Genomic DNA, 23,836 nt, shown 5'->3' on the forward strand with positions numbered 1-23,836 from the left:
ATAATTTTGGGCAATTATAACATAAAAATAAGGCACAAAATGATAGTTACTAGATTTGCTCCGTCGCCTACTGGATACCTACATATAGGCGGACTTAGGACAGCTCTTTATAATTATTTATACGCAAGAGCTAACAATGGAAAATTTCTGCTCCGCATCGAAGATACTGACTTAAAACGAAACTCAGAAGAGGCCACGCAAGCTATAAAAGAGGCATTTGCTTGGTGTAAGCTAGATCACGACGGCGAAGTGACCTATCAGTCAAAGAGATTTGATCTTTACAAAGAGTACGTTAAAAAGCTACTTGATGAGGGCAAAGCCTACAAATGCTACATGAGCAAAGAGGAGCTTGAGGAGCTTAGAGCTAGTCAAGAGGCTAGAAAAGAGCGCCCAAAATATGATAATAGATATAGAGATTTTACTGGCACGCCTCCAGCTGGCATTGAGCCGGTTATCCGTATAAAAGCCCCACTTAGCGGCGAGATCGTCATACATGACGGCATCAAGGGTGAGGTTAAATTTAAGGTTGAAGATATCTTAGACGACTTCATCATTGCAAGAAGCGACGGCACGCCAACATATAACTTCACAGTTGTGATAGACGATGCGCTAATGGGCGTAACAGACGTTATTCGCGGCGATGATCACCTCTCAAATACCCCAAAACAGATCGTTCTTTACGAGGCACTTGGCTTTAAGGTGCCAAAATTTTATCACGTCGCGATGATAAACGGCGAAGACGGTAAAAAACTTAGCAAAAGGCATGGCGCAACTGACGTTATGGAGTATAAAAAGATGGGCTACTTGCCTGAAGCGCTCTTAAATTTTCTCGTTCGTCTTGGCTGGAGCCACGGTGATGATGAGATTTTTACTATCGAGGATATGCTTAAATACTTTAATCCAAACGATATCAACAAAAGTTCAAGCACCTATAACGCTCAAAAGCTTGACTGGCTAAATTCCCACTATATAAAAACTTTGCCTTATGAGAGGCTAGCGCACGATATGCTCGAGTTTGGCGTGGATTTTAAGGCTTTGGTAAAGGGTGAGCTACTGCTAAATTCACTCCGTGAGAGGTCAAAAACCTTAATCGAGATGGCAAATAGCGCAAATGCTATCATCAACGCTCCAAAAAGCTATGACGAAAAAGCTTGGGCTAAATTCATAAATGAAGATAGCAAAGAAATTTTGGCGAAATTTGCTCAAATTTTAGACCGCGACCTTGACGCAAAGGGCTACGAGGAGCTAACTAATAAATTTTTAGAGCAAAATGGCTTAAAACTAAAAGACCTGGCTCAAGCCTTAAGGATAGCGCTAACTGGCTCAAGCGTGAGCCCAAGTATCTTTGAAGTGCTTGAAGTAGTAGGCAGCAGCGAGATCAAAAACAGAATACAAAATTTATTAAAGGAAGAGAAATGACACATGTAACTAAAGAAGAGGCACTAAACTACCACATCGGCGGTAAGATCGAGATCAGGGTAAAGACACCTTGCGAGACTTCAAGAGACCTTTCAATGGCCTATACACCAGGCGTTGCTGAGCCATGCCGTGAGATAAATGCAGACACTGAGCTAGCTTACAAATACACAAATAAAGCAAATTTGGTGGCTGTCATCACTGATGGCACGGCTGTTCTTGGACTTGGTGACATCGGCGCTATCGCTGGTAAGCCAGTTATGGAGGGCAAGGCGGTGCTATTTAAGAAATTTGCAAACGTTGATGCCTTTGACATCGAGCTAGATGAGCATGATCCTGATAAGATCGTTGAAATTTGCAAGGCTCTAGCTCCTACATTTGGCGGTATAAATTTAGAAGATATCCGCGCTCCAAAGTGCTTTGAGATCGAGCGAAAGCTTCAAGAAGCAGTTGATATCCCTGTAATGCACGACGATCAGCACGGCACAGCGATGATAACAAGCGCTGGCATTATAAACGCGATGGAAATTTCTGGCAAAGATATATCTAAGATAAAGATCGTAGTTAGCGGCGCAGGTGCAGCGGGTATCGCTTGCGCAAAGATGTATAAAGCACTTGGCGCAAAACACATCGTGATGATAGATAGCAAAGGCGTTATCCACTCAAAAAGAACAGACCTAACTCCAGAGAAGGTTGAATTTGCGCTTGAGACCGAGGATAGGACTTTGGCTGATGCGATGAAAGGCGCTGATATGTTTTTAGGTCTTTCTAAGCCTGGCGTTGTGACAAAAGAGATGGTTGCGTCGATGAACAAAGAGCCTATCATCTTCGCTTTGGCAAACCCAGTGCCTGAAATCTTCCCAGAGGACGTCGTAGCTGTAAGAGATGACGTTATGATGGGCACAGGTAGAAGCGACTATCCTAACCAAGTAAATAACGTTTTGGGCTTTCCATTTATCTTTAGAGGAGCGCTTGATGTTAGGGCTAAAAAGATCACTGAAAATATGAAAATGGCTGCAGCTAAAGCGCTTGCACAGCTTGCAAAAGAGCCAGTGCCAGCTGAAGTTTTAAAAGCAAGTGGCGTTAGCGAGCTAAAATTTGGCAAAGAGTACATCATCCCAAAACCATTTGACAAGCGTGTGCTAACAGCGGTCGCTCCAGCAGTTGCAAAAGCTGCAGTTGAAGATGGCGTAGCGAGAGTAAAAGATTTTGATGTTGAGGCTTACAAAGCCAAACTTGCAAAAGGTTTTTAATCAAATTTAGCCCAAATTTTGGGCTAAATTCTCCTCTTGGCATTTTGTAAAAGACAAACCTTGTAAAAACAGTAAATTTAAGGACAAAAAATGCAAAACGTGAAGCTCATCTCACATCCATTGATCGAGCATAAATTAACCATTTTACGCGACAAAAACACCCAGCCTTTTCAGTTTCGCATGCTAGTTGATGAGATCAGCTACCTTATGATCTTTGAGGCGACTAGAAATTTAAAGGTAAAAGATGTCAAAGTCCAAACACCAGTTGCGGTGGCAGACGCAAAAAGGCTCACTACAAAGGTGATGATATGCCCTATCTTAAGGGCTGCTCTTGGTATGCTTGATAGCGTCTTTACTATCATACCAGATGCGAGCGTTGGCTTTTTGGGTTTTCAGCGAAACGAAGAGACAGCGCAGGCTGAGTTTTTCTACGCAAAGCTTCCAAAAGACGCAAAAGAGCGCATGGCGATCATCATCGACCCTATGTTTGCAACTGGCGGCACGGCGATAGACGCGGTTAAGTTCTTGCGTGAAAAGGGCGTTAAAGAGATCAAATTTATCTCTATCATCGCTGCACCTGAGGGGCTAAAGAGATTTAGCGAAATTTACCCAGACGTCGAGGTCTATACGGCTTCAATTGATGAGAAACTAAACGAGAAAAACTACATCGTACCAGGTCTTGGTGATGCTGGCGATAGAGTTTTTAACACTCTTTAAGGGCTAAATTTGAACAAAAGACTTTTGCCAGCTCTAGTCGCCTTTGTCATTGCTATCATCGTTGGCACCTTCTTTTTTTCAAAAGAGGGCGGCGAGGCAAACAAAAACGCTCAAATTTTACTTGAGCAGCTTAATAAAGAGGGGCAAAAGAGCCAGAGCCTCGCAGAAAACGGCTCATACACCTCAAAAGATGAGGTCGCACTTTATATCTATAAATTTAACAAGCTGCCAAAAAATTTCATAACCAAAAAAGAGGCACTTGAACTTGGCTGGGACGCAAAAAGCGGAAATTTATGGCAGGTAAGTGGCGGCAAAAGCATCGGTGGAGATAGATTTTCAAACCGAGAAAAGAGGCTGCCTGAGGCTGATGGTAGAAAGTGGTTTGAGTGCGATGTGAATTATAATGGTGGCAGACGCGGCGCTGAGAGAATTTTATATTCAAACGACGGACTTATCTACTACACGCCCGATCACTACGAGCATTTTTACCTGCTTTATGAGAAGAGGATGCAATGAAAATCGTGATCTTAGATGCTAAAAAAATGCTCGAAAAAGAGAAGATGCATGAGTATTTTGCAAAGAAATTTGACCTGCCAGAGTACTACGGCAGAAATTTAGACGCGCTCTTTGACTGTCTTTGCGAGATAAATGAGCCAACGCTTATAAAGCTAAAAAACGAAGATGCCTTGCAAGGTGACACGAAAGAGAGCTTAATTCGGCTATTTCATGATGTTTGCAACGAAAACGAGATGGTTAAATTTGAGCTCATAAAAGATGAAAAATGATATTTGGAAAGATTGATTATCTAAATTTACTCCCATTTCACGTATTTTTAAAATCAGCCCCACTAAGCTCTCAGATAAAAAAGGCGATCGAGTTTAAAAAAGGCGTGCCAAGCAAGCTAAATAGAGCCCTAAACGCTAGAAAGATCGATGCAGCAGTAATCTCAAGCATAGCAGGCAAAAAGGCAAATTTAAAGAAGCTAAATTTTGGAATAGTCGCCAAAAAAGATGTCAAAAGCGTGCTTGTTCGAAAAAACTCCGCTATGAAATTTGATCCAGCTTCAGCTAGCTCAAACGCCCTAGCTAAGGTGCTTAAGCTAAATGGCGAGGTGATCATAGGCGACAGGGCACTAAAGGCATACTTAAGCGATGGCAAAGAGTGCTTTTACGACCTTGGTCAAATTTGGCACGAAAAGACAAATTTGCCATTTGTTTTTGGTAGATTTTCTTACGTAAAAAATGGCTCGTTTTACAAAAGACTTGTCGCAAAATTTTTGCAAAAAAATGTAAAAATTCCAAACTACATCTTAGCCCAGTACGCTAAAAGTCGCGACATAAGCGAGCAAGATATCAAGTGGTATCTTAAATTTATAAGCTACAAGATCGGTCCAAAAGAGCAAAAATCACTCCGAAAATTTTTTAAAGAACATAGGTTTTTAAGAGAGGTAAAGTAGTAATAAGCCTAGGTAAATTTGCTAGCATCATTTTTTATTATATTTGACCTTATAAATGGCGAAGATAACGAGGTTGAATACGCTATTTAATAAATTTTAAATATATTTTTAAATTTTAAGCTAGTATTAACTTTAGCGTGAAATTTATGTTATAAAGATTTACTACAATTACACACAAAGCAAATCATTTTTGTTATTCCTTTTACTGATTGAGGCCTTGGTTTTTGCCAAGGCTTTTTCTAAATTTTATAAGCTTTATGAGTAGAGTTTATAAAATTTATCTAAAGGAGATGTTATGAAAAAGACTTTGAGTTGTGTTGCACTAGCCTCTGTGCTTTGCTCGAGCGCTTTTGCGATAGGCGGTCCAAGCGGGGCTAAACTTGACTACGCTATCACTGGGCAGATCGGCGAAGTAGTGGTAAATCCTTACGATACTGCCCCACTTACAGCAGTCATCAAAAATGGCGGCTACACACTAAGCAATGCAAAAGTAACCATCGTGCCAAAGCAAGGCGGTCAAACTATAAGCTACAAAGTGGCTGACAAGCATCTTCGCACACATGGCGGCATCCCAGTTTTTGGCATGTATCCTGACTATCAAAACACCGTTGAAGTCGAGTACGACAAGAGCTACAAGGGCAAGACTGAGCATATAAAAGAGAGCTATAAAATTTACGCCCCAGCTATCTACCTAGAGAGTGCTGGCACGCCAAATCAAAAGGGCGCGCTATTTGACAAGATCGAGGTTACTAAGCCAGCAAGTGCTAAATTTGCAAACCGCCTCTACTATGTAAATAACTTTGTAAATAAAACAGGCAAGGGCACAAAAGTCGTTTGGAACAACCCAGCTGGCGGTGCGATCGAGTGGAACTACAGCCCAAATAACTTCATCCTTGATACAAAAGGCGAGGTTAGATGGTACCTTGAGCCAAGTAAAATTTACGATCTTAAACAGCCATTTCACGCTGGCGTTATGATGGGCTTTAAGCAAAATGACGATGGTGCGATGACTTGGGGATATGGCCAAAGATACGCAAAATACGACATTATGGGTAGAGAAATTTTTAACCGCGAGCTACCAGCTAGCTACAATGACTTCTCACACTCGATGGACGTAGCACAAAACGGACACTACTTCTTGCGCGTGGCAAATGCCGACTACAAAAGGGCTGATGGCAAAAACGTAAGAACAGTGCGCGACGTCATCGTTGAGCTTGACCGCGACGGAAACGTAGTTGATGACTTTAGACTATATGAAATCCTCGATCCTTACCGCGACATCGTGCTAAAAACGCTTGATCAAGGTGCAGTTTGCTTAAACATAGATGCTAAAAAAGCAGGCCACACAGCAAGCTCTGATGAGCTTCAGTCTATGGATACACACGATAAATGGGGCGACATAGTTGGCGCTGGTCCTGGACGTAACTGGGCACACGTAAATAGTGTGGATTATGACCCAAGCGATGATAGCATCATCATCTCAAGCCGCCACCAAGACGCAGTTATCAAGATCGGCCGTGACAAACAAGTAAAATGGATCATGGGCGCTCACAAGGGCTGGAGCGATAAATTTAAAGATAAACTCCTTCAGCCAGTTGATAGCAAAGGCAATAAGATCGTCTGCGAAGATGAGTACTCAAAATGCCCAGGATATGAGAGCGACAAAGGTGGCTTTGACTGGCAATGGACGCAGCACACAGCATTTAGGATAGATAGCAAGTCTAAAAAAGGCGAAATTTATCTAAGTGTCTTTGACAACGGCGACACAAGGGGCATGGAGCAACCAGCCATCGCTGGCATGAAGTACTCTCGTGCGGTCGTTTATAAGATCGATGAGAACAAAAAGACAGTTGAGCAGATCTGGGAGTACGGCAAAGAGCGTGGTAAAGAGTGGTATAGCTCGGTTACTAGCCTTACGCAGTATCAAGATGACCTTGATAGCGTGATGGTCTATTCAGCTGTTGCTGGCATGCAGTTTGACATCGCAAAAGGTCGCCCAGTAGGACTTCCTAGCCCGCACATAGATGAGTTTGAATGGGGCGCAAAAGAGCCTAGCATCGAGATAAAGATGACAAATGCTATGGGCTATCAAGCGTTTCCATTTAGCTTACAAAAAGCTTTTGAAAAGTAAACCATCCTAATTTTACCCTTTCTCAGTTTCGAGAAAGGGTTTTAAAAATTTAACTTCTAAATTTTAAAGATCAACTGTTATTGTGTTTTCTATATCGATCTTCACAGTCATCGGGGCTGAAAGTTCGCCAGTGTCGTCGTTTAGCACCCTAACTAGTTTGCTTTCATATCTAGTGTAGCCAGCTTGTGCGCCACTTTGATCACTTGAGACGCTAAAGCCATCAAGTGAAAGCGAATTTCCGCTTGTATTGCCGCTTGTAAATTTAAGCACCACATCCTTATCGTCCGTGATATCAAGAACGTCTTGTGCGTTTATGTTTTTGATATGTACGCCAGAGCCGTCACCGCTGATACCGTCGCGGCTTACGCTCTGTCTTGTGTCAAATGAAATTTCTTCTATATTATTTATCTTAGCGTCGAGCTCGCCGTTAGCAAGTGCCCTAAAGTCGATAGTCTCAGCCTGGCCTTGTGTGGCAAGCTTTAGCGTGTCATAGCCTTCGCCGCCATCAACTACGCCATTAAAGTTGTTCGCGCTCATTATTATCGTGTCGTCACCGCTTCCGCCATTTATATGGTAGGTGCCTTGCTTGCTGATGGTTATTATCTCGTCATTGCCAGCTCCAGCGTCGATATTTAAATTTTGCCTTACATTTGTATAGTAGCTAGTTACCGGTCCTGCTGATAAAACATCATCGCCGTCACCTAAATATATGGTGGCATTTGTGCCGCCAGCTCTATCTGAGATAAAGACTTCGTCATTGCCGCCAGCTAGATCGATCAGGTTGTTTCCTGCTGCGTTTATAAAACTTGCATAATCAGCATTGTCGCTTCCAAGCACGGTATTGTCAGCTTGTGAGATGAAAGAGTCATCTTTGTCGTTTATCCCCCACGCTGACCCAGCGTCTGAATACGACCTACCGCCTATTTTTACCTCTATGCTAGATGAGTGGCTGCCGTCCACCACATTGTGACCAGACACTGCGTAAAGGCTGGCATTTAGCCTGCTTCCGCCAGATAAGATGGTGTTATCACCACTTGTAGCATCGCTCTCGATAGAGGCTGAAATGTAGGGTCATTTGTCTCAAAGCTTATGATATTGTTGCCTGAAGCGTTGCTAAGTGCTACGGTGTCATCAACAAAAGGATCACCAGGCGCTATATCATCGCCGCCACCTAAGACGACATTGTTGCCTGATGAGCCACCTAATAGTGCAGTTTCCCTTCCGCCTATTCTTAGATCGACTAGGTTATCGTTGGTTGTGTTTTTTATGTCCATCCAGTCAAGGTGATTAGTCGCGACTGCCTTGTTTGTCTTGTCTAAAAAGCCATCTGGCATTTTCTTATAGATGCTCCATGAGTTCTCTTTGGTAAAAGTTTCGTTATCGTATGTTGCGTTTTTAGCTATCTCGATCTTAGCTTTTGCCTCATCAACCCTTGCTTTTACGATATTTGTTATCTCTAACTCTGTGGCTGCAAATTTGGCAAATATCTCTTTATCAACGTGTAAAATTTCTATCTCATCAGGTTTTGCTGTGCCGCTTGCACCAGCATCTGCGTAGCCTGATACAGAGCTCACGCTTGGTGCTTCAGCTCTTGATATGTCGCTTAGATTTTGAAAATTTGCATTTATGTTTGAGTAGTGACCACCTTGAGCAAAGCTAGCTGCTCCAAGACTAACGCCACCACCACTAGCGTTACCACCAGCTTGGTTTCCACCAGCTGCTGTCTCTTCTAAATTCGTTAAATTTTCACCTTTTAAGATGGCTTGTTGTAAGCTAGCGATCTCGTCGTTGCCGCTACTTTGTGCGCTAGAGCTATCATCTGCAAAATTTGTAAGATCGATACGCTTTCCAGTAAAAACTTTGTCCGCTCCACCCACTTTGGCAACTTCAACTTTAAAATTTACATCATCTGAGATAATAGTATCATTTTGCAAGAGTATATCGCCTACATTTAGGGCTCTCTCCTCTTTTGTTAGGTTGTTTACAACCTTCGCATTTTTGTCTGATACGCTTTTTACAACGCCTATAATACTTGCCATAAATTCCCCTTTTATGTAGTTTTTTAGCTTAATTATAGCTTTTTGAGAATATGTCACAATTGTACTAGAGTACAATATAACGTTATATTATAAAATGTCACAAATAGCTTCTTAAATAGATATAAAATGCGTAGTATTAGGGATATACTTTGAAAGATATAGTAAAATTAACAAAATAAAAAGGCAACAAAGTGTTGTAATATGAGGTAAATTTTTCTAAAAATAAAATTTAAATTTTAAAATTTATAAACTCAAAGCCTCTCGCATAGAAATTTCTATCTTTTTCTCATCGAGGCTGCCATTATAAAATAAATTTAACGCTAAAACTGCTTGATACAAGAGCATATCAGCTCCGTCTTTGCATGCTAAATTTTGGCTTTTGGCCTCTTTTAAAAATGGCGTTTGCTTGCCGTAAATAACATCAAATGCAAATTTAGCGCTTTTTAAAATGCCATCTAAAATCTCTTTTGGTGCTGGCAAAAGGTCATCTTTTAGCCCTGCTGAGGTTGAATTTACCACTAGATCAAATTTATGCTCTTTATAGTCATCCCAGCTAAAGCACTCATAGTGATCTTTAAATTTATCAAGTCTTGCCTTGCTTCTATTTAGTATGCAAACATCTATGTTTTGCGATCTAAGTGCGTAGGCTAGGGCGTTTGCGGTGCCTCCAGCTCCAAGGATGATGGCACTTTTTGCCTCTTTGAAATTTGATATCGCTTTTAAAAAGCCAGGTGCGTCAGTGTTGTAGGCATAAATTTTTTCATTTTTTAGCACTAAAGTGTTTGCAGAGCCTATTTTTTGGGCTACCTCTGAGGCGTCGTCGGCTAAATTTAGAGCAAATTCTTTATGCGGGAGTGTGACATTTGCGCCGTTTAGTTTTAGGGATTTAAATTTATTGATTAGCTCATTGCCATCTTTTAGCAAAACCCTAGTATATAGGGCATCAAGAGCTAGATCGGCAATGGCTTTGTTGTGTAGTCTTGGAGATACGGAGTGAGCTATCGGATCTCCAAAAACTGCGAAGGTTTTCATTTTGCTCTAAAGACAAAAGCGTCTTTATTGACATCTTTTCTTATGTCATTTACAGCTTTTTGTAGCCCTTTTTCATCAAATGGACCAACTAAAATTTTAGTTAGCTCGCCAGCTTTTATAGTTTTGTAGCTATAGCCTTTGGCTGCTATTTTTTTCATATAGTCGGCATTTGGGTTAAATTTACTAGTTGCAAATACTTGAACATAAGAGCCTTTTGCGACGCTCTCAGCTTTTGCTGGAGCTTCAGCTTTTTTCTCTACTTTTTCAGCTTTTGCTGGAGCTTCAGCCTTTTTTTCTACCTTTGTTTCAGGTTTTTTCTCAGCTTTAGTTTCAGCTTTTTTCTCTATTTTTGCCTCAGTTTTGGATGGCTTTGCTTCAGGCTTTTTATCTGCTTTAGCTTCGCTTTTTGTTTCAGCTTTTTTGGCTGGAGCCTCTATCTTTGTCTCAGCTTTTTTAGGCGCTTCAGCTGGATGCTCGACAGCTTTTACCACCTCTTTTGGCTCTTCAGTTTTAGGAGCTGATTTTGCACCTTCTTTATCTTTTAGCTTTTTGATCATATCTTCAAAATCATCTTGTTGCTTGTTTTCAGGCACGATAGGCACTTGCTCGAAAAGTTGTGTATCGCCTTTTTTAACATCTGAATTTGTATCTTGTGCAGGTACCTGCGTATCGACTGGCTGCTCTGCTGGCACTGGAGGCAGAACTAGTCTTGAGTCGGCTTCATTTTGTGCTTGTGCTGAGTCGCTTGAGTTTATAAGCTTCATGGCTACGATGATGATTAAAAATAGTATAACAAGAGCTGCTATAAACATAAGAAGTTTCTTTAGTTTTGCACCCTTTGCCTCATCATCTTTTTCTAAAAGTATATCTTTTAACTCTTCGTTTTCCATTATTTCTCCTTACATATATTTTGACCAACTTGCCCCACGCTCTTTTTGATAGAGGTTATATGGCAAAGTTAGGATGTTAAATTCTTTTGGCATATCTTGATTAGGAAACATTCTCCACTCTTTGGCTAACTTTTGTGAGAGCTTTGTGCTTAGCATATTTGCAAGCATGCAAGCTTCATTTAGTGTAGTGTGACCTTTATGCACATAAAGGTGCAAATGCCCAGGTGTCTTGGTCTCGTAGGCTGTGAAATTTATAAAGCCTTCTTCTCTTAAAAGAAGCTGCGCTCTATGCCAAAATCTATCTGGAGTTCTGCCGTTGTAGTCAAAGACTATATTTTCAACCTTATCACTTGCATTGATTAGCGAGTGGGCGATTATAGCTTTGCCCTCCTCATGCTCTTTCATGACACTATAAGTTAGTGGTTCGTTGATCTTTTCAAATTTATCAAAGAAAATTTTACCCTTATACTCTATCTTATTGACGATCGTGTCACGTTTGATGTAGTAGTGGGTCGTTATTATCTTTATAAGAGATGTATCAATACTTTGCATCAATATGTCGCTTTATCGTAGATTATAAATTTATGAGCTAGCTCTTTTAGCTCGCCATTGATCTTCTCTTGTAAAGATGCATTGTTGATGTCGCTTAGAACGTCGGCGATCTTGTTTGCTATTAGCTCAAATTCAGCCTCTTTCATACCACGAGCTGTAAGGGCTGGGCTACCTACACGTATGCCGCTTGTGATAAACGGACTTCTTGTCTCGCCTGGAACTGTGTTTTTATTTACAGTTATGCCAGCATTTCCAAGAGCGATGTCCGCGTCTTTTCCACTAAATTCGCGGTTTAGAAAGCTCATTAGGATTAGGTGGTTATCAGTGCCGCCACTTACTAGATCAAAGCCTCTGCTTATTAGCACTTCGCCAAGTTTTTTAGCATTTGCTTTTACTTGTTTGGCGTAAATTTTCCACTCAGGGCTAAGGTTGTGCTTAAAGCCAACTGCCTTTGCAGCGATGACGTGAACTAGTGGGCCGCCCTGAATTCCAGGGAATATAGAAGAGTTTATCTTTTTGGCGTACTCTTCGTTGTTTGTCATGATGATGCCACCTCTTGGGCCTCTTAGAGTTTTATGCGTAGTTGAACTTACGACGTCGCAGTGTGGGAAAGGATTTTGATGTTCACCAGCTACTACAAGGCCAGCGATGTGAGCAACGTCTGCAAAGAGTATCGCGCCAACAGCGTCAGCTATCTCTCTAAATTTCTTAAATTCAATCTCTCTTGTGTATGCGCTAGCGCCACAAACGATCATTTTTGGTTTTACTATCTTTGTGATATCCATAACTCTATCGTAGTTTATGCGACCATCAAGCTCGACGCCATAAAAGAAGCTCTCATACATCTTACCAGAGCTGCTTACCTTTGCGCCGTGAGTTAGGTGTCCGCCGTGGCTTAGATCCATGCCTAAAATTTTATCACCTGGGTTAAGCAAAGCACCATAAACGCCTTGGTTTGCCTGAGAGCCAGAGTTTGGCTGAACGTTTGCAAATTCGCATCCAAAGAGCTCTTTACATCTATCGATCGCGATTTGCTCGATCTCATCGACAAATTCACAGCCACCATAATATCTCTTTCCAGGGTAGCCCTCAGCGTATTTGTTTGTTAGGATTGAGCCCATCACTTCCATGACTTCTGGATATGTGAAGTTTTCGCTAGCGATCATCTCAAGGTGATCACACTGGCGTTTTAACTCTAAATTTACTAGGTCGTAAATATCTTTATCGTAGCTTTGCAAACTCATTTTTCGTTCTCCTTTGTCTCAGTTTTTAGTGGCCTCATCGCTGGGAAGAGGACAACGTCGCGGATTGATTTTTTATCTGTTAGAAGCATCACAAGTCTATCGATGCCTATGCCTTCGCCTGCAACTGGCGGCATGCCGTATCCTAGGGCTTTTACATAGTCCTCGTCCATCTCGTGAGCCTCGTCATCGCCTGCGTTTTTAGCATCGATTTGCGCTTTAAAGCGGTTGTATTGATCGATTGGATCATTTAGCTCGTTAAAGCCATTTGCTAGCTCACGACCTGCGATAAATAGCTCAAATCTCTCTGCCACATCAGGATTTGTGTCGCTTCTTCTTGAAAGTGGGCTTATAGAGATCGGATAGTCGATGACGAAAGTTGGGTGGATGAGCTTGCTCTCTACGTAGTTGTCAAAGAGTTCAGCCTGCAAGTGGCCAAGGTCAAGCTTCTCGTTTGCTTCAAAGCCATCAGCTCTTAGTTTTGTTAAAATTTTAGCCTTGTCGCTTACGACATCTTCAGCAAGTCCGCCTATCTCAACTAAGGCTTTTTTATAGCTTATGCGTTTAAATGGCTTGCTAAAATCAATCTCCATACCATCAAAATTTATCACTTTCTCCATGCCAAGTTTTTCTAAAATGACATTAAATAGATCCTCTGTGATGCCCATTAGATCGTGGTAGTTGTGATATGCCCAGTAAAACTCGATACTTGTAAATTCAGGGTTGTGGGTTAGGTCCATACCCTCATTTCTGAAGTTTCTATTCATTTCATAAACAGCCTCAAAACCGCCAACTACAAGACGTTTTAGATATAGCTCGGGAGCGATTCTTAGGTATCTCTCAACTCCAAGAGCGTTATGAAATGTCACAAATGGTTTTGCATTTGCGCCGCCAGCTATTGGGTGAAGCATCGGAGTTTCAACCTCTAAAAAGCCCTTTTCTTCAAAAAATCTTCTAATCGTGCTTATAATCACCGAGCGCTTTTTAAAATCAGCCCTAACTTCAGGGTTCATTATCATATCAAGGTATCTTTGGCGGTATCTTGTCTCAACATCAACTAGCCCGTGGTACTTCTCTGGAAGCGGACTTATTGATTTTGTAGCTAAGCTAAGCTCATTTACATGCATTGAAAATTCGCCAGTTTTTGTTATAAAAGCGTAGCCTCTAACATAGACGATATCGCCTATTTCTACATATTTTTTAACGATTTTAAACCACTCTGGATCAAGCGTCTTATTGCTAAAGTAAATTTGTAAATTTCCATTTTCGTCTTCGATGTTTGCAAAGACCGCTTTACCAGCGTCGCGGATCAGCTTTATCCTGCCTGCAAGGCCAACTAGTTGACCCTCTGCTTTTTTCTCTTCTGTATCTTTTATATAGTTAAATTTAAGTCTAAATTTAGAGATATTCATATCTCTTCTAAGAAAATGTGGATACGGATTTATGCCTAAATTTCTAAGCTCATCTATGCTTTCTAATCTTTGAATTTCATGTTGGTTGTCAAATATCACCTTACTTTCCCTTTATATTATTTTTTGAACATTTTTCGCAAATTCCATAAAGCTGCATCATGTGACCAGTTAGTTTAAAGCCATGCTCTTTTGCAATGCTTATTTGCCTTTTTTCTATCATAGGATCTTCAAACTCTATGATAAGGCCGCACTTTCTGCATATCATGTGGTCATGGTGTGGCTTTGTGGCAAGCTCAAATTTCTTGCCTTGTGAGCCAAAACTGATAGATGTTACCATCTCTGATTCTTCAAGTAAATTTAGCGTTCTATAAACAGTTGCGATGCCGATATTTAGCTCAGGGTAGGTCTCTTTTATAAAAAGATATAGCCTCTCTGGCGTAAAGTGTTCGTCGTTGTTATAAAGCGTTTTTAGCAAAATTTCACGCTGTTTTGTATATTTTAAACCGTTGTCGCGAAGAACTCTTTTAAATTTCTCAAGCAAGGCATCATATTCTAAATTTTCTATCATTTTTCTTCCCCTTTAGTGGCGTTTGTGTCGGTGTTTATGCTTGCATTTGCATCCATTGATATAAATGCATCACTCTTGTTTGTATCCTTTGGTCTTACTACCATCTCATCTAGCTCATTTTTGATGTTTTTCACATTGATATTTGTTATCCATCTACCAGTTTCAAGTAGGAGCGGATAGACCTTGCTATTTGTAAAGTATGGCTCGATCATTTTATTTAGCGAAGTGCCTGACATTACGGCAACGACTGCTGAAAATGTGAGGAAAATTTTGCCACTTCCCATGACAAATCCACCAAGTCTGTCTAAAAAGCCAAGTCCGCTTACTGAGACTATCTTTGATAAAAATTTGCCAACTAGCAGACAAACTAGCCAAAAAACTAGCCAAAGTCCGATAAATGCGACAAATTGTAAAAATGAAGGATTTTCAAATTTATAGATATTTTTACTTATGAAGCTCTCAGCTACATCTGAAAATCTACTAGCGACAACTAGGCCACCTATTAGCCCGATAAGCCCAAATGCCTCTTTTATAAGCCCGTTTATTATGCCTTTTACACCAAGTATCAGGACAAGGGCGATGACGATAATGTCAAACCAAGTTACTAAATCCATCATACAGTTCCTATTAAATTTTGAAGTTCTTGCTGGCTAGTTGAGTAGGCTAGCGCGTTTTCTTTTGTGATCAAGCCCTCTTTTAGCGCTTTCATCAGTGCTTGAGTCTGCGTGCTCATGCCAGTTTGTTGCTGATTTAGCTGCATTTGAGAGTAAATTTGATGCACTTTGTTTTCGCGTATCAAGTTTGAAATCGCCATGTTATTTATCAAAATTTCATGCACAGCGCACCTTCCGCCGCCTATTTTTGGGATCAGACTTTGTGAGATGACAGCAGTTAGCGAAACGCTAAGCATATTTCTTACTTGAAGCTGCTCGCTTCCATCGAAGCTATCAACGATCCTATTTATAGTTTGTATGGCTGAGTTTGTGTGAAGAGTGCCAAAGACTAGGTGTCCAGTCTCAGCTGCCCCTATAGCCGTAGAGACCGTCTCTTTGTCTCTCATCTCGCCAACAAGTATGATATCTGGGTCTTCACGAAGTGCAAATTTTAGTGCCTTTGAGTAAGAGTGCGTGTCGGTGCCAACATTTCTATGTGAAAATAGGGCTTTTTTGTTGTTGTGCACAAACTCTACTGGGTCCTCAACGGTGATGATGTGCTTTCTATAATTTAAATTTATCTCATTAAGCATCGCAGCAAGCGTCGTTGATTTACCACTGCCTGTTGGTCCAGTAACCAGGATAAGGCCTTTTTCTCGTTTGATGATATATTTAAAAATTTGTGGTGCATTTAGCTCATCAAGCGAAGGGATGTTGATAGGTATGATACGAAAAGCTGCCGCTAGATCGCCATTCATCGTGTAGTAGTAGTTGCCACGAAAGCGGCCGATATTTGGAAGCTCTATGGCAAAGTCAAGCTCTTTGTTGTTCTCAAGTTCGCTTTTTTGGGCGTCTGTGATTAGAGCGTAGCATAAATTTTCTATATCTTTGCCACTTAGAACGCCAAATTCAAGCGGTCTTAAAGTGCCATCTATCCTTATTTGAGGCTCAGACCTTGAGACTAGGTGGAGGTCACTGGCTTTATTAAAAACAACGGTTTTTAGAAGCGTTTGGATGTCACCAGAGAGATTGCTCTCTGATGTTTTGGTTTGGGCATCCGAGCTTTGCGCTCTTAGTTGTTCGATTAGATCCATATTTTACTCTATGATCTTTGGCACGGCAAAGAAGTGTCCCTCGCGTGAAGGGGCGTGCTTTAAAATTTCATCGACAACGTCACTTAAATGTGGCTCATCTTCTCTTAATGGAGTGCCACCTTTTATAGAGCTAACTACGGCCTCATCGCTGCTTAGATCAAGCTCGTTTAAAATATCGACAAAAGATACGATTTCGCTTAATTGTTTCTTGATCTCTTCTCTTTTTTCATCATTAATTTGTAATGCGGAGAGTTTTTCTAGTTTATTTAAGAGAGTGTCGTCTATTTGCATTATTAAGCAACCTTTTAATTGATTTTGAGGCATTATATCACATTCAAGCTTTAATTTTGGGCTACTTTTAATTTAATTATGCTAAAATCTGCGAATTAAAATTTTTTAAAAGCAAGGAAAAACGTTGGCTATAAAAGAAGACTTAACCGAGATAAAAAAAGAGATCGACGCCCAAGAGCAGTTTCTTGAGAGTATGATCAAGGGAGAGCGTTTTTTTAGGAAATACAAAACTTTGCTGATCGTGCTATGCGTGGCAGCTATCGTCGCTCTCATCGGATTTTACGCTAGTAAGGTTTTAAACGACAACAGAGTTGAGGAGGCAAATTTAGCCTATTCAAAGCTTATCTTAAATCCAAATGACGCAAGTGCTTTAAATGTTTTAAAGGAGAAAGAGCCAAGCTTATATGCGCTTTTCTCACTTGGGCAAATGCTTGATAAAAACGATACAAAGGGCATTAGTGAGCTTGCAAATTTAAAAGTAAATCCGATCGTAAAAGATATCATCCTTTCACAAACTGGCGATGCAAATACTCAAATTTTAAGCGAATATAACGCACTTTTAAAAGGTTTTGAGCTTTTAAAACAAAATAAAATCAAAGAGGCAAATGTAGAATTTGACAAGATCGCACTTGACTCACAACTACAAACTTTAGTTAAAAATTTAAAACACTATCAGGGAATAAAATAATGAAAAAACTTACACTATTCTTGGCTTTTGCCTTGGCTTTAGTTCTAAGCGGATGCGGCACAAAAAGACAATATTTTGAGCCTGCGCAAACTTCTGGTGAGATATCTTTATCAAAAGATCTTCCTTCTTACATCAAATCAGCAAATGCAAATGGCGCAACGCTGGATAATGGCAACATCATCACTAAAAATGGGCTAAATAAAAGCGTTACCTTGCCTGAAAATTTCAACTTCTTAAACGAAAATAACGGCTTTGTTATCTCAGCTAGCATAAATGGCGATCTAAACGTGACTGATCCTAGCGGTCACAGCGTTTATAGCGGTAAATTCCCAACTGCGATCGTAGCAGCCTCACTTGATCAAAACCAACTTGCAGCTATCAGTGCATCAAACCACATCTATCTAATCGACATCAACACAGCGACTACGCTAATGGAGTATAGCTCATCTGATATCGCAGCGGTTGATTCAAGAGTTGTGGCACCTTACTTCATGAGCTCGCTCATCGTCTATCCAGCGCTTGATGGTAAAATTTACATCGTGCAAAAAGATACTGGTAGAATTTTACGCGACGTTGTCGTAAGCTCTGAAAATTTCTTTAATAACATCATATTTTTAGGCGTTGAGGGCGATAACCTAATCGCAGCAACAGCTAAAAAACTAATCGTCATCAACCCAAGCCAGACAGTATATTATGACGATGAGATCAAAGACGTGCTAGTTCATAACGATGAAATTTACATCTTTAAAAAAGATGGCACGATAGTAAGAACAGACCTCATGCTAAAAGAGCAAAATAAGGTAAATTTCAAATTTGCTATCTTCTCAGCGGCTACCATCATTAACAATAAGCTCTATGTCATCGAAAAAACAGGCTATGTTATAAAGACAAATTTAGACCTTAGCGGAGCTGAAATTTATGAATTTAGCGACGAGATAAAAGATAAAAGCTTCATGGGTAATGGCGCATTTTACTATGATAACGAGTATGTTAATCTAGGGCAATGAACCAAAAAATTTGGGAGCTTTTTGAAGCTAAAAAGATCTTGCTAAGGGATCTAAAAAGACTTGACCTTAGCGAATTTACCAAGAAACGCTCACTTGAGGCGTTTTTTGGTGTTGATACAAAAAATTTCTACGAGATCGTTTTTTTAAGAAGTGCAAAGAGCAGGCTTTTGCTCAAAGAAGCCAGCGAGATAAATGAAATTTGCACTAAATTTGAAGATAAATTTCAAACCAAGATCAAAAAACGTGTGATCTTTTATAACTCTCAAATTTGCTCAAAATCCCTAAACTACTTCAAAGAACAAGGCTGGAGCTGTTATGATTTTGTGTGATATCGGCAACACCAACGCCTCTTTTTTGCAAAATGGCAAGATCACACATATAAAAGTTAGCGAATTTAAAAACTACAAGCCAGACGAAAAGGTATATTTTATCTGCGTAAATGAAGAAATTTTGCGGATGATAGATAAGGACGAAATGTTTGTAAATTTAGAGCCTTACTTTGAGATAGACACGATCTATCAAGGTCTTGGAGTAGATAGAAAAGCAGGGTGCTATATGATAAATGATGGCGTTATAGTAGATGCTGGAAGTGCCATAACCGTTGATATAATGGCAAACTCACTTCATCTTGGCGGCTACATCTTGCCAGGCATCGCAACTATGTTAAATGCCTATAAAAGCATCTCGCCACGCCTTGATGTGACACTAAATTCGCAAATAGACATCGATGCGTTGCCTCAAAAGACGAGCGATGCTGTGAGTTATGGCATCATAAAGCCCATTATCACGCTCATTTCAAAGTTAGCAGGCAGCAAAAAGGTCTATTTTACTGGCGGAGATGGTGACTTTTTATCTAAATTTTTTAAAAATGCCATTTGCGACAAGATGCTTATCTTTCGCGCCATGCAAAAAATAATCGATGAGAAAAAGGAAATTTTAAAATGATAACAGTAGCCTTGCCAAAGGGCAGGATCGCAGAAGATACACTTGAAATTTTTAGAAAAATTTTTGGTTCGAGCTTTATGTTTGAGGATAGAAAACTCATCCTTGAAGAGGGAAATTTTAGATTTTTAATGGTTCGCAACCAAGACATACCAACATACGTCACTGAAGGCGCTGCAGATATCGGCGTGGTCGGCCTTGACGTGCTTGAAGAGCATAAGCCAAATGTAGTGAGGCTGCTTGATCTACAAATAGGCAAGTGCAAGGTCTGTATCGGTATAAAAAACGAAGATGAGCTTGATTTTTCAAGGTCTGAGCTAAAGATCGCTACAAAAATGCCAAATATCACTAGAAACTACTTTGCCAAGCTTGCTGTTGGCGTCAAGATCATCAAACTTTATGGCTCGATCGAGCTTGCACCGCTTGTCGGGCTAAGCGACGCGATCGTCGATGTGGTCGAGACTGGCTCAACCATGAAGCAAAATGGGCTAAAAGTGGCTGGCGATATCATGCAAAGCTCAGCCTATCTAATCGCAAATAAAAATAGCTTCATCATCAAAAAAGATGAAATTTTGGAGCTTTATCAAAAGATAAAAGATGAAATTTCAAAGTAAAATTTGAAATTTTGACTTCTAAATTTAAAAACGCCTAAATTTATCCACTTTGAAGCTAGTAAATTTAAGTGCATAGGATATTAAATTTACATGACTTACTTTGTCTAATTTTAAAAACTTTGCTATTAAAATTTGGGCAAATCAAAAGTTGTAACCGCTACTAAATTTTCAAGTTAAATTTGAAGTTATTTGGTTGGGTGTGATAGATGCATGTTTTTGGTTGGGTTTGTGTGTCGTTATGATAGGTTTTAGTTTTATAGTCAAATTTTATTTTGGAGTGATGAAATTTGATGCAGATGAGGCAGGTTTAAATTTAAAAAACTAATTTTACAGAAACTACTTAAAGCAAAACATTTAAATTTCAAAACCTATTTTTAAAAAAACTTGCTATTAAAATTTGGGCAAATCAAAAGTTGTAACCTCCACTAAAGTTACAAGTTAAATTTGAATATTTTTATTGAGTGGGGCTTATGTCCTACCATGATAAATTTTAAATTTTATTTCAGACCGACCAAATTTGATATAGGTAAAGCCAGTTTAAATTTAGAAAAACTAATTTTGCAGAAGCTGTTTAAAAACAAAATGTTTAAATTTTAAAATCTATTAAATTTAACCCGAAACAACAAATTTAGCCTAAATTTTACCGCCAAACATCTCATACATCGCCTTCTCCTCGCCCCAAAGTTCGCGGTGCTTTTTGATAGATGATTTGATAGCGTTTATGAGATAGAGCACGTCCTCTTTTGTGTGTGTGTAGTGCATGCTCACCCTTACAAAACCTGGCTTTTTCTCCAAGACCTTATTCTCTTTAAGCCCCAGCAGGTCAAAAGCATAAGGCCCAGCGCACATCACGCCAGCGCGGCTTTGTATGCCGTAGTTGTTGCTAAGTGTTGCAGCAAAGTCATAAGGCGAAATGTCGCGCACATTAAATGAAAAAATAGGCAGTTTTTCTGCATTTTTAGGCCCATAAATGGTGATATCCTCGATGCTGCTAAGCTCTTTTTTAAAGAAATTTGTTAGCTCATCTTCACGTGCTTTTATATTTTCTACTCCGACACTTGCTTGCAGGCTGTAAGCTAGACTTGCTCGCACCAGCCCCAATATAGATGGCGTGCCAGCCTCTTCAAGCTGCTCGGCATTTTTTATAAAAAGGTGCTTTGATGGCGTCGCAAGCGCGATGGTGCCGCCACCTGCAAAGCTTGGGATATCGCTTGTATAAAGCTCTTTTTTGATCGCCAAAAGCCCGCAACTCCCAACTCCGCCAAGTAGCTTGTGAGGTGAGAAAAAGGCTGCGTCAAAGTAGGCGGCGTCTAAATTTTCATGCGAGCTGGTTGCCGCGCAGTCAAATGCCACCACTCCGCCAAATTTTTTAACGAGCGAGTAAATTCTCTTGTAGTCGGTTTTCACGCCTGTGACGTTTGAGGCGGCGCTAAAGCAGGCGATGATCTTTCTTTTTGCGTTTAGTTTTAGCGTCCTCTCAAGCATCACGTAGTCTATCTCGCCATTTTCATCAAGCCTGATACGCTCGCAGTCGCAAAGCCCTTCACGAAAGCTGATCTCGTTTGAGTGGTGCTCATAGGGCCCAACAAGCACGAGTGGTAAATTTACGCTTCTTAAATTTGCTTCGCCGATCAAGGCTCTTGTCGTTGGCGGTAGATAAATTCCCATTATCTCTTGAAATTTCTTTATCGCAGCCGTTGCGCCTTGTCCCGTTGCTATTAGATAAAAGCTATCATCAAGCCCCAAAAGCTCTTTTAGCTCGGCTCTTGCGTTTTCGTAGCGTTTTTGCGTTAGCACGGCGCTTGAGCTGCTGTCTGAGTGAGTGTTTGCGTAGGTTTTTAAAAAGTTTGAAATTTCATCTTCGATAGGCGCATAGGCAAGGCCTGAGGCCGTGTAGTCAAAATAGTAAATTCCATCTTTTAAAATGATATTTTTTCTTACTTCATCTATGGTTGGCACGATTTCCCCTTTGGTTAAAAGCGCGATTATAATGAAATTTTGTATAAAGTGAGGTTACAAGCGGGCAGGGCGCCCACTCGCGTCTGTTTATTTGTTTAAGAAGTTTTTCTCTAACCACTCGTTAGCTTTTGCTTCACTCTCAAATCTTTGGCTCTTAGCAACTTGGTTTGCACCCTCATAAAAACGGATGCGAATACCGTCTTGAACGCTATCGATCTTGATTCTAGTGATCTTATCTTTGTTTAGATAAGTCCTGTCGTTTAGTTTTACATACATGTTTTTCTCCTTTTAAAAATTTGGTTTATTTTTTATCGTTTTTCTTCTCGTCTTGTTTTAAAAATAGCTCTTTAAAGCGCTTATTTGCATAGTCTTCGATGTCGTTTTGAAGCTGTTTATAAGCGTTTATGAGCTCGTATGCTCTATCATTTAGCGTAGTGCCAGCGCTATCTCCACCACCTTGCTTGGTCGTAAAGAGATCTTCTTTTAAATTTTTTTGCAAAATTTGCAGATGCGACCAGCATTTTTTATAGTTCATACCTAAAATTTCAGCTGCCTTTGATATCGAGCCAACCTCGGCTATAACGTCTAAAACTTCGGTTTTACCCTTACCAAATATAAGCTCGCCCTCGTCGTTTTCTATCCAAGTCTTCGTCTTTACTCTCATCTTTTTGCCTTTCTTTTCCTTAAAACAGCCTAGCTGACAGTACTTCACGTCAAAGCCGTAGTCTCTAAGCGTCGATCGCATGGTCTTTAGCCCGCCGTTAGCCGCCGCCATCTCTCTTGCATCTTTGCAAAAAACTCTGCCCTTTTCGTCGCTCACTTCTTTTAGCTTTAGTGACAATGTAAATTTACCGCGGTCTTTATCCAAGCCTCCAAACTGTCCAAGCTCGCAGTTGTCTATCTTGATGCCAAGTCTGGTTGCCTCGTCGCTTACCTCGCCGACTTCTATGCCAAGCTTGTTTGCGATCTTAAAAGCCGTACCACAGTCAAGTTTGCCGCTTTTATTTAGCGTTTGTTTTATTAACTCTTCTAAATTTTTACTCATCAATTCTCTCTTCGCCGCTATAAACGTTGATATTTTCGCCCCTTGCAAAACCACAAAGCGTCAGCTCAAATTTACGAGCGATCACCACGCCAAGGCTAGTCGGTGCTGTCCTTGAGATAAGCGCCGGGATGCCGTGCATAACGGCCTTTGCGACCATCTCTGAGCTAAGTCTGCCACTCACCATCAAAAATGAATTTGCTAAGTTAGCTCCGTCTAAAACGGCCTTGCCAACGGCTTTATCGATCGTGTTGTGCTGAGCTATATCCTCGCCTATGTAAAATTTATCTTCGCTCACAAAAAGCTTTGCCGTATGCACGCAGCCAGTCATCTCGTAAAGCTCGCACTGCGTGTAAAACTCCTTCATTTGAGCAAGGATCATATCTTTGTTAAATTTAGCCCCGCTTTTTACGGCTCTTGCCGCCATCGCCTGTGGGTCGATATTTGCCGTTGAGCTTCTGCCGCAGCCACTTATTATGACCTTTTCTTCGTCAAACTGCTCTAGGCGTTTTTCGTTCACTTTGGCGTTTATGTAGACGCTTAGCTCATCGCTTGAGAGCCTAACTTCAGCTATGTCCTCTGGCTTTGTGATGACGTTTTCGCTGATCAAATAGCCCACAGCAAGCGCCTTTTGGTCAGTTGGCGTTGCCATAACGGCACCAAATTTTTTGTCATTTATGTAAATTTCAAGCTTGATCTCACGCACCAAAATATCATCAACCTGTGCTTTTTGCTCGCCCTTATATTTGATGATCTGCGTTTTATAAATCGGTTCCATCTTGCTCCTTGAAGTTTTCACAAATGATAGCCCAAAAAGCTAAATTTAATTTTGGATTGTA

At 40.5% G+C, this 23,836-nt stretch carries 27 protein-coding genes; 12 read left to right on the plus strand and 15 right to left on the minus strand.

The features are described from left to right. Nucleotides 1-39 precede the first annotated feature (39 nt). The 7 genes from gltX to UNSWCS_RS04245 all read left to right on the plus strand — a co-directional run bounded on the left by gltX (nucleotide 40) and on the right by UNSWCS_RS04245 (nucleotide 6,973). On the plus strand, nucleotides 40-1,419 hold the full coding sequence (gene gltX / locus UNSWCS_RS04215) for a glutamate--tRNA ligase (protein WP_021087470.1): 1,380 nt from the start codon (nucleotides 40-42) through the stop codon (nucleotides 1,417-1,419). Next, nucleotides 1,416-2,669, plus strand: a complete 1,254-nt coding sequence (locus UNSWCS_RS04220) for a malic enzyme-like NAD(P)-binding protein (RefSeq protein WP_004317644.1) — start codon at nucleotides 1,416-1,418, stop codon at nucleotides 2,667-2,669. Before gltX ends, UNSWCS_RS04220 begins: the two co-directional genes overlap by 4 nt. Nucleotides 2,670-2,759: 90 nt before the next feature. Further along, entirely contained in the window at nucleotides 2,760-3,386 is a 627-nt protein-coding gene (gene upp / locus UNSWCS_RS04225) for a uracil phosphoribosyltransferase (protein ID WP_004317747.1), read from the plus strand. Nucleotides 3,387-3,395: 9 nt separating this feature from the next. Then, nucleotides 3,396-3,902: a ribonuclease domain-containing protein gene (locus UNSWCS_RS04230; RefSeq protein ID WP_021087447.1), complete on the plus strand. Its 507-nt coding sequence runs from the start codon at nucleotides 3,396-3,398 to the stop codon at nucleotides 3,900-3,902. After that, entirely contained in the window at nucleotides 3,899-4,171 is a 273-nt protein-coding gene (locus UNSWCS_RS04235) for a barstar family protein (RefSeq protein WP_021087462.1), read from the plus strand. Before UNSWCS_RS04230 ends, UNSWCS_RS04235 begins: the two co-directional genes overlap by 4 nt. After that, complete coding sequence (locus tag UNSWCS_RS04240) at nucleotides 4,168-4,842, plus strand: MqnA/MqnD/SBP family protein (protein WP_021087424.1); 675 nt, start codon at nucleotides 4,168-4,170, stop codon at nucleotides 4,840-4,842. The genes UNSWCS_RS04235 and UNSWCS_RS04240 overlap by 4 nt, the downstream gene beginning before the upstream one ends. 295 nt (nucleotides 4,843-5,137) lie before the next feature. Then, on the plus strand, nucleotides 5,138-6,973 hold the full coding sequence (locus tag UNSWCS_RS04245; RefSeq protein WP_021087507.1) for an aryl-sulfate sulfotransferase: 1,836 nt from the start codon (nucleotides 5,138-5,140) through the stop codon (nucleotides 6,971-6,973). Between the two features lie 63 nt (nucleotides 6,974-7,036). On the opposite strand, the gene UNSWCS_RS12325 is transcribed toward UNSWCS_RS04245, so the two are convergent. The 11 genes from UNSWCS_RS12325 to gatC all read right to left on the minus strand — a co-directional run bounded on the left by UNSWCS_RS12325 (nucleotide 7,037) and on the right by gatC (nucleotide 16,745). Beyond that, the gene (locus UNSWCS_RS12325) at nucleotides 7,037-7,951 is read right to left on the minus strand and encodes a hypothetical protein (RefSeq protein WP_200862615.1); all 915 of its coding nucleotides are present in this window, start codon (nucleotides 7,949-7,951) and stop codon (nucleotides 7,037-7,039) included. A 17-nt stretch (nucleotides 7,952-7,968) separates the two neighbouring features. Continuing rightward, entirely contained in the window at nucleotides 7,969-9,012 is a 1,044-nt protein-coding gene (locus tag UNSWCS_RS12330; protein ID WP_200862616.1) for a hypothetical protein, read from the minus strand. Between the two features lie 243 nt (nucleotides 9,013-9,255). After that, complete coding sequence (locus tag UNSWCS_RS04255) at nucleotides 9,256-10,044, minus strand: shikimate dehydrogenase (RefSeq protein ID WP_021087478.1); 789 nt, start codon at nucleotides 10,042-10,044, stop codon at nucleotides 9,256-9,258. Then, a complete protein-coding gene (locus UNSWCS_RS04260; RefSeq protein WP_021087500.1) occupies nucleotides 10,041-10,934 on the minus strand; it encodes an SPOR domain-containing protein in 894 nt (297 codons plus the stop codon). Before UNSWCS_RS04260 ends, UNSWCS_RS04255 begins: the two co-directional genes overlap by 4 nt. Nucleotides 10,935-10,943: 9 nt before the next feature. Next, complete coding sequence (locus UNSWCS_RS04265; protein WP_021087453.1) at nucleotides 10,944-11,486, minus strand: DUF1882 domain-containing protein; 543 nt, start codon at nucleotides 11,484-11,486, stop codon at nucleotides 10,944-10,946. After that, nucleotides 11,486-12,730: a serine hydroxymethyltransferase gene (locus UNSWCS_RS04270; RefSeq protein WP_021087445.1), complete on the minus strand. Its 1,245-nt coding sequence runs from the start codon at nucleotides 12,728-12,730 to the stop codon at nucleotides 11,486-11,488. The genes UNSWCS_RS04265 and UNSWCS_RS04270 overlap by 1 nt, the downstream gene beginning before the upstream one ends. Beyond that, on the minus strand, nucleotides 12,727-14,235 hold the full coding sequence (gene lysS, locus UNSWCS_RS04275) for a lysine--tRNA ligase (protein ID WP_223231786.1): 1,509 nt from the start codon (nucleotides 14,233-14,235) through the stop codon (nucleotides 12,727-12,729). The genes UNSWCS_RS04270 and lysS overlap by 4 nt, the downstream gene beginning before the upstream one ends. Before the next feature lie 4 nt (nucleotides 14,236-14,239). Next, on the minus strand, nucleotides 14,240-14,707 hold the full coding sequence (locus UNSWCS_RS04280) for a Fur family transcriptional regulator (RefSeq protein ID WP_002941362.1): 468 nt from the start codon (nucleotides 14,705-14,707) through the stop codon (nucleotides 14,240-14,242). Continuing rightward, complete coding sequence (locus UNSWCS_RS04285; RefSeq protein ID WP_035143508.1) at nucleotides 14,704-15,321, minus strand: CvpA family protein; 618 nt, start codon at nucleotides 15,319-15,321, stop codon at nucleotides 14,704-14,706. Before UNSWCS_RS04285 ends, UNSWCS_RS04280 begins: the two co-directional genes overlap by 4 nt. Then, nucleotides 15,321-16,454: a type IV pilus twitching motility protein PilT gene (locus tag UNSWCS_RS04290; protein ID WP_021087508.1), complete on the minus strand. Its 1,134-nt coding sequence runs from the start codon at nucleotides 16,452-16,454 to the stop codon at nucleotides 15,321-15,323. Before UNSWCS_RS04290 ends, UNSWCS_RS04285 begins: the two co-directional genes overlap by 1 nt. Nucleotides 16,455-16,457: 3 nt before the next feature. Continuing rightward, a complete protein-coding gene (gene gatC / locus UNSWCS_RS04295) occupies nucleotides 16,458-16,745 on the minus strand; it encodes an Asp-tRNA(Asn)/Glu-tRNA(Gln) amidotransferase subunit GatC (protein ID WP_021087429.1) in 288 nt (95 codons plus the stop codon). A 124-nt stretch (nucleotides 16,746-16,869) separates the two neighbouring features. On the opposite strand from gatC, the gene UNSWCS_RS04300 reads away from it, so the two are divergent. Genes UNSWCS_RS04300 through hisG form a run of 5 tightly spaced genes read left to right on the plus strand, consistent with a single transcriptional unit; the run spans nucleotide 16,870 to nucleotide 19,996 of the window. Next, nucleotides 16,870-17,433, plus strand: a complete 564-nt coding sequence (locus UNSWCS_RS04300; protein ID WP_021085040.1) for a hypothetical protein — start codon at nucleotides 16,870-16,872, stop codon at nucleotides 17,431-17,433. Beyond that, nucleotides 17,433-18,440, plus strand: a complete 1,008-nt coding sequence (locus UNSWCS_RS04305; RefSeq protein ID WP_021087488.1) for a lipoprotein — start codon at nucleotides 17,433-17,435, stop codon at nucleotides 18,438-18,440. The genes UNSWCS_RS04300 and UNSWCS_RS04305 overlap by 1 nt, the downstream gene beginning before the upstream one ends. Further along, nucleotides 18,437-18,769, plus strand: coding sequence for a hypothetical protein (locus UNSWCS_RS04310; protein ID WP_021087452.1), 333 nt, complete (start codon nucleotides 18,437-18,439; stop codon nucleotides 18,767-18,769). The genes UNSWCS_RS04305 and UNSWCS_RS04310 overlap by 4 nt, the downstream gene beginning before the upstream one ends. Next, nucleotides 18,756-19,385, plus strand: a complete 630-nt coding sequence (locus tag UNSWCS_RS04315; RefSeq protein ID WP_021087426.1) for a type III pantothenate kinase — start codon at nucleotides 18,756-18,758, stop codon at nucleotides 19,383-19,385. Before UNSWCS_RS04310 ends, UNSWCS_RS04315 begins: the two co-directional genes overlap by 14 nt. Next, nucleotides 19,382-19,996: an ATP phosphoribosyltransferase gene (hisG, locus tag UNSWCS_RS04320; RefSeq protein WP_002941288.1), complete on the plus strand. Its 615-nt coding sequence runs from the start codon at nucleotides 19,382-19,384 to the stop codon at nucleotides 19,994-19,996. The genes UNSWCS_RS04315 and hisG overlap by 4 nt, the downstream gene beginning before the upstream one ends. A 633-nt stretch (nucleotides 19,997-20,629) precedes the next feature. On the opposite strand, the gene UNSWCS_RS04325 is transcribed toward hisG, so the two are convergent. From UNSWCS_RS04325 to fdhD, 4 genes are all read right to left on the minus strand, one after another. Next, entirely contained in the window at nucleotides 20,630-21,955 is a 1,326-nt protein-coding gene (locus tag UNSWCS_RS04325) for an aminotransferase class V-fold PLP-dependent enzyme (RefSeq protein ID WP_021087510.1), read from the minus strand. Between the two features lie 87 nt (nucleotides 21,956-22,042). After that, nucleotides 22,043-22,231 carry a hypothetical protein gene (locus UNSWCS_RS04330; RefSeq protein ID WP_002941192.1) on the minus strand — a complete coding sequence of 63 codons (189 nt, stop codon included), beginning with the start codon at nucleotides 22,229-22,231 and terminating at the stop codon, nucleotides 22,043-22,045. A 25-nt stretch (nucleotides 22,232-22,256) separates the two neighbouring features. Further along, nucleotides 22,257-23,000 (minus strand): winged helix-turn-helix domain-containing protein, encoded by a 744-nt coding sequence (locus UNSWCS_RS04335; protein ID WP_021087439.1) that lies wholly within the window; start codon nucleotides 22,998-23,000, stop codon nucleotides 22,257-22,259. Further along, on the minus strand, nucleotides 22,993-23,775 hold the full coding sequence (gene fdhD / locus UNSWCS_RS04340; protein ID WP_021087489.1) for a formate dehydrogenase accessory sulfurtransferase FdhD: 783 nt from the start codon (nucleotides 23,773-23,775) through the stop codon (nucleotides 22,993-22,995). The genes UNSWCS_RS04335 and fdhD overlap by 8 nt, the downstream gene beginning before the upstream one ends. Between the last annotated feature and the right edge of the window lie 61 nt (nucleotides 23,776-23,836).

The organism is Campylobacter concisus UNSWCS (assembly GCF_000466685.1).
GTDB classification, from domain to species: domain Bacteria; phylum Campylobacterota; class Campylobacteria; order Campylobacterales; family Campylobacteraceae; genus Campylobacter_A; species Campylobacter_A concisus_A.

Excerpts from the sequence above, each read along its gene's own strand:
- gltX (WP_021087470.1), top strand. The coding sequence starts at position 40 with ATGATAGTTACTAGATTTGCTCCGTCGCCTACTGGATACCTACATATA.
- UNSWCS_RS04220 (WP_004317644.1), top strand. The coding sequence starts at position 1,416 with ATGACACATGTAACTAAAGAAGAGGCACTAAACTACCACATCGGCGGT.
- upp (WP_004317747.1), top strand. The coding sequence starts at position 2,760 with ATGCAAAACGTGAAGCTCATCTCACATCCATTGATCGAGCATAAATTA.
- UNSWCS_RS04235 (WP_021087462.1), top strand. The coding sequence starts at position 3,899 with ATGAAAATCGTGATCTTAGATGCTAAAAAAATGCTCGAAAAAGAGAAG.
- UNSWCS_RS04240 (WP_021087424.1), top strand. The coding sequence starts at position 4,168 with ATGATATTTGGAAAGATTGATTATCTAAATTTACTCCCATTTCACGTA.
- UNSWCS_RS04245 (WP_021087507.1), top strand. The coding sequence starts at position 5,138 with ATGAAAAAGACTTTGAGTTGTGTTGCACTAGCCTCTGTGCTTTGCTCG.
- UNSWCS_RS12330 (WP_200862616.1), bottom strand. The coding sequence starts at position 9,012 with ATGGCAAGTATTATAGGCGTTGTAAAAAGCGTATCAGACAAAAATGCG.
- UNSWCS_RS04255 (WP_021087478.1), bottom strand. The coding sequence starts at position 10,044 with ATGAAAACCTTCGCAGTTTTTGGAGATCCGATAGCTCACTCCGTATCT.
- UNSWCS_RS04260 (WP_021087500.1), bottom strand. The coding sequence starts at position 10,934 with ATGGAAAACGAAGAGTTAAAAGATATACTTTTAGAAAAAGATGATGAG.
- UNSWCS_RS04265 (WP_021087453.1), bottom strand. The coding sequence starts at position 11,486 with ATGCAAAGTATTGATACATCTCTTATAAAGATAATAACGACCCACTAC.
- UNSWCS_RS04270 (WP_021087445.1), bottom strand. The coding sequence starts at position 12,730 with ATGAGTTTGCAAAGCTACGATAAAGATATTTACGACCTAGTAAATTTA.
- UNSWCS_RS04280 (WP_002941362.1), bottom strand. The coding sequence starts at position 14,707 with ATGATAGAAAATTTAGAATATGATGCCTTGCTTGAGAAATTTAAAAGA.
- UNSWCS_RS04285 (WP_035143508.1), bottom strand. The coding sequence starts at position 15,321 with ATGGATTTAGTAACTTGGTTTGACATTATCGTCATCGCCCTTGTCCTG.
- UNSWCS_RS04290 (WP_021087508.1), bottom strand. The coding sequence starts at position 16,454 with ATGGATCTAATCGAACAACTAAGAGCGCAAAGCTCGGATGCCCAAACC.
- gatC (WP_021087429.1), bottom strand. The coding sequence starts at position 16,745 with ATGCAAATAGACGACACTCTCTTAAATAAACTAGAAAAACTCTCCGCA.
- UNSWCS_RS04305 (WP_021087488.1), top strand. The coding sequence starts at position 17,433 with ATGAAAAAACTTACACTATTCTTGGCTTTTGCCTTGGCTTTAGTTCTA.
- UNSWCS_RS04310 (WP_021087452.1), top strand. The coding sequence starts at position 18,437 with ATGAACCAAAAAATTTGGGAGCTTTTTGAAGCTAAAAAGATCTTGCTA.
- UNSWCS_RS04315 (WP_021087426.1), top strand. The coding sequence starts at position 18,756 with ATGATTTTGTGTGATATCGGCAACACCAACGCCTCTTTTTTGCAAAAT.
- hisG (WP_002941288.1), top strand. The coding sequence starts at position 19,382 with ATGATAACAGTAGCCTTGCCAAAGGGCAGGATCGCAGAAGATACACTT.
- UNSWCS_RS04330 (WP_002941192.1), bottom strand. The coding sequence starts at position 22,231 with ATGTATGTAAAACTAAACGACAGGACTTATCTAAACAAAGATAAGATC.
- UNSWCS_RS04335 (WP_021087439.1), bottom strand. The coding sequence starts at position 23,000 with ATGAGTAAAAATTTAGAAGAGTTAATAAAACAAACGCTAAATAAAAGC.
- fdhD (WP_021087489.1), bottom strand. The coding sequence starts at position 23,775 with ATGGAACCGATTTATAAAACGCAGATCATCAAATATAAGGGCGAGCAA.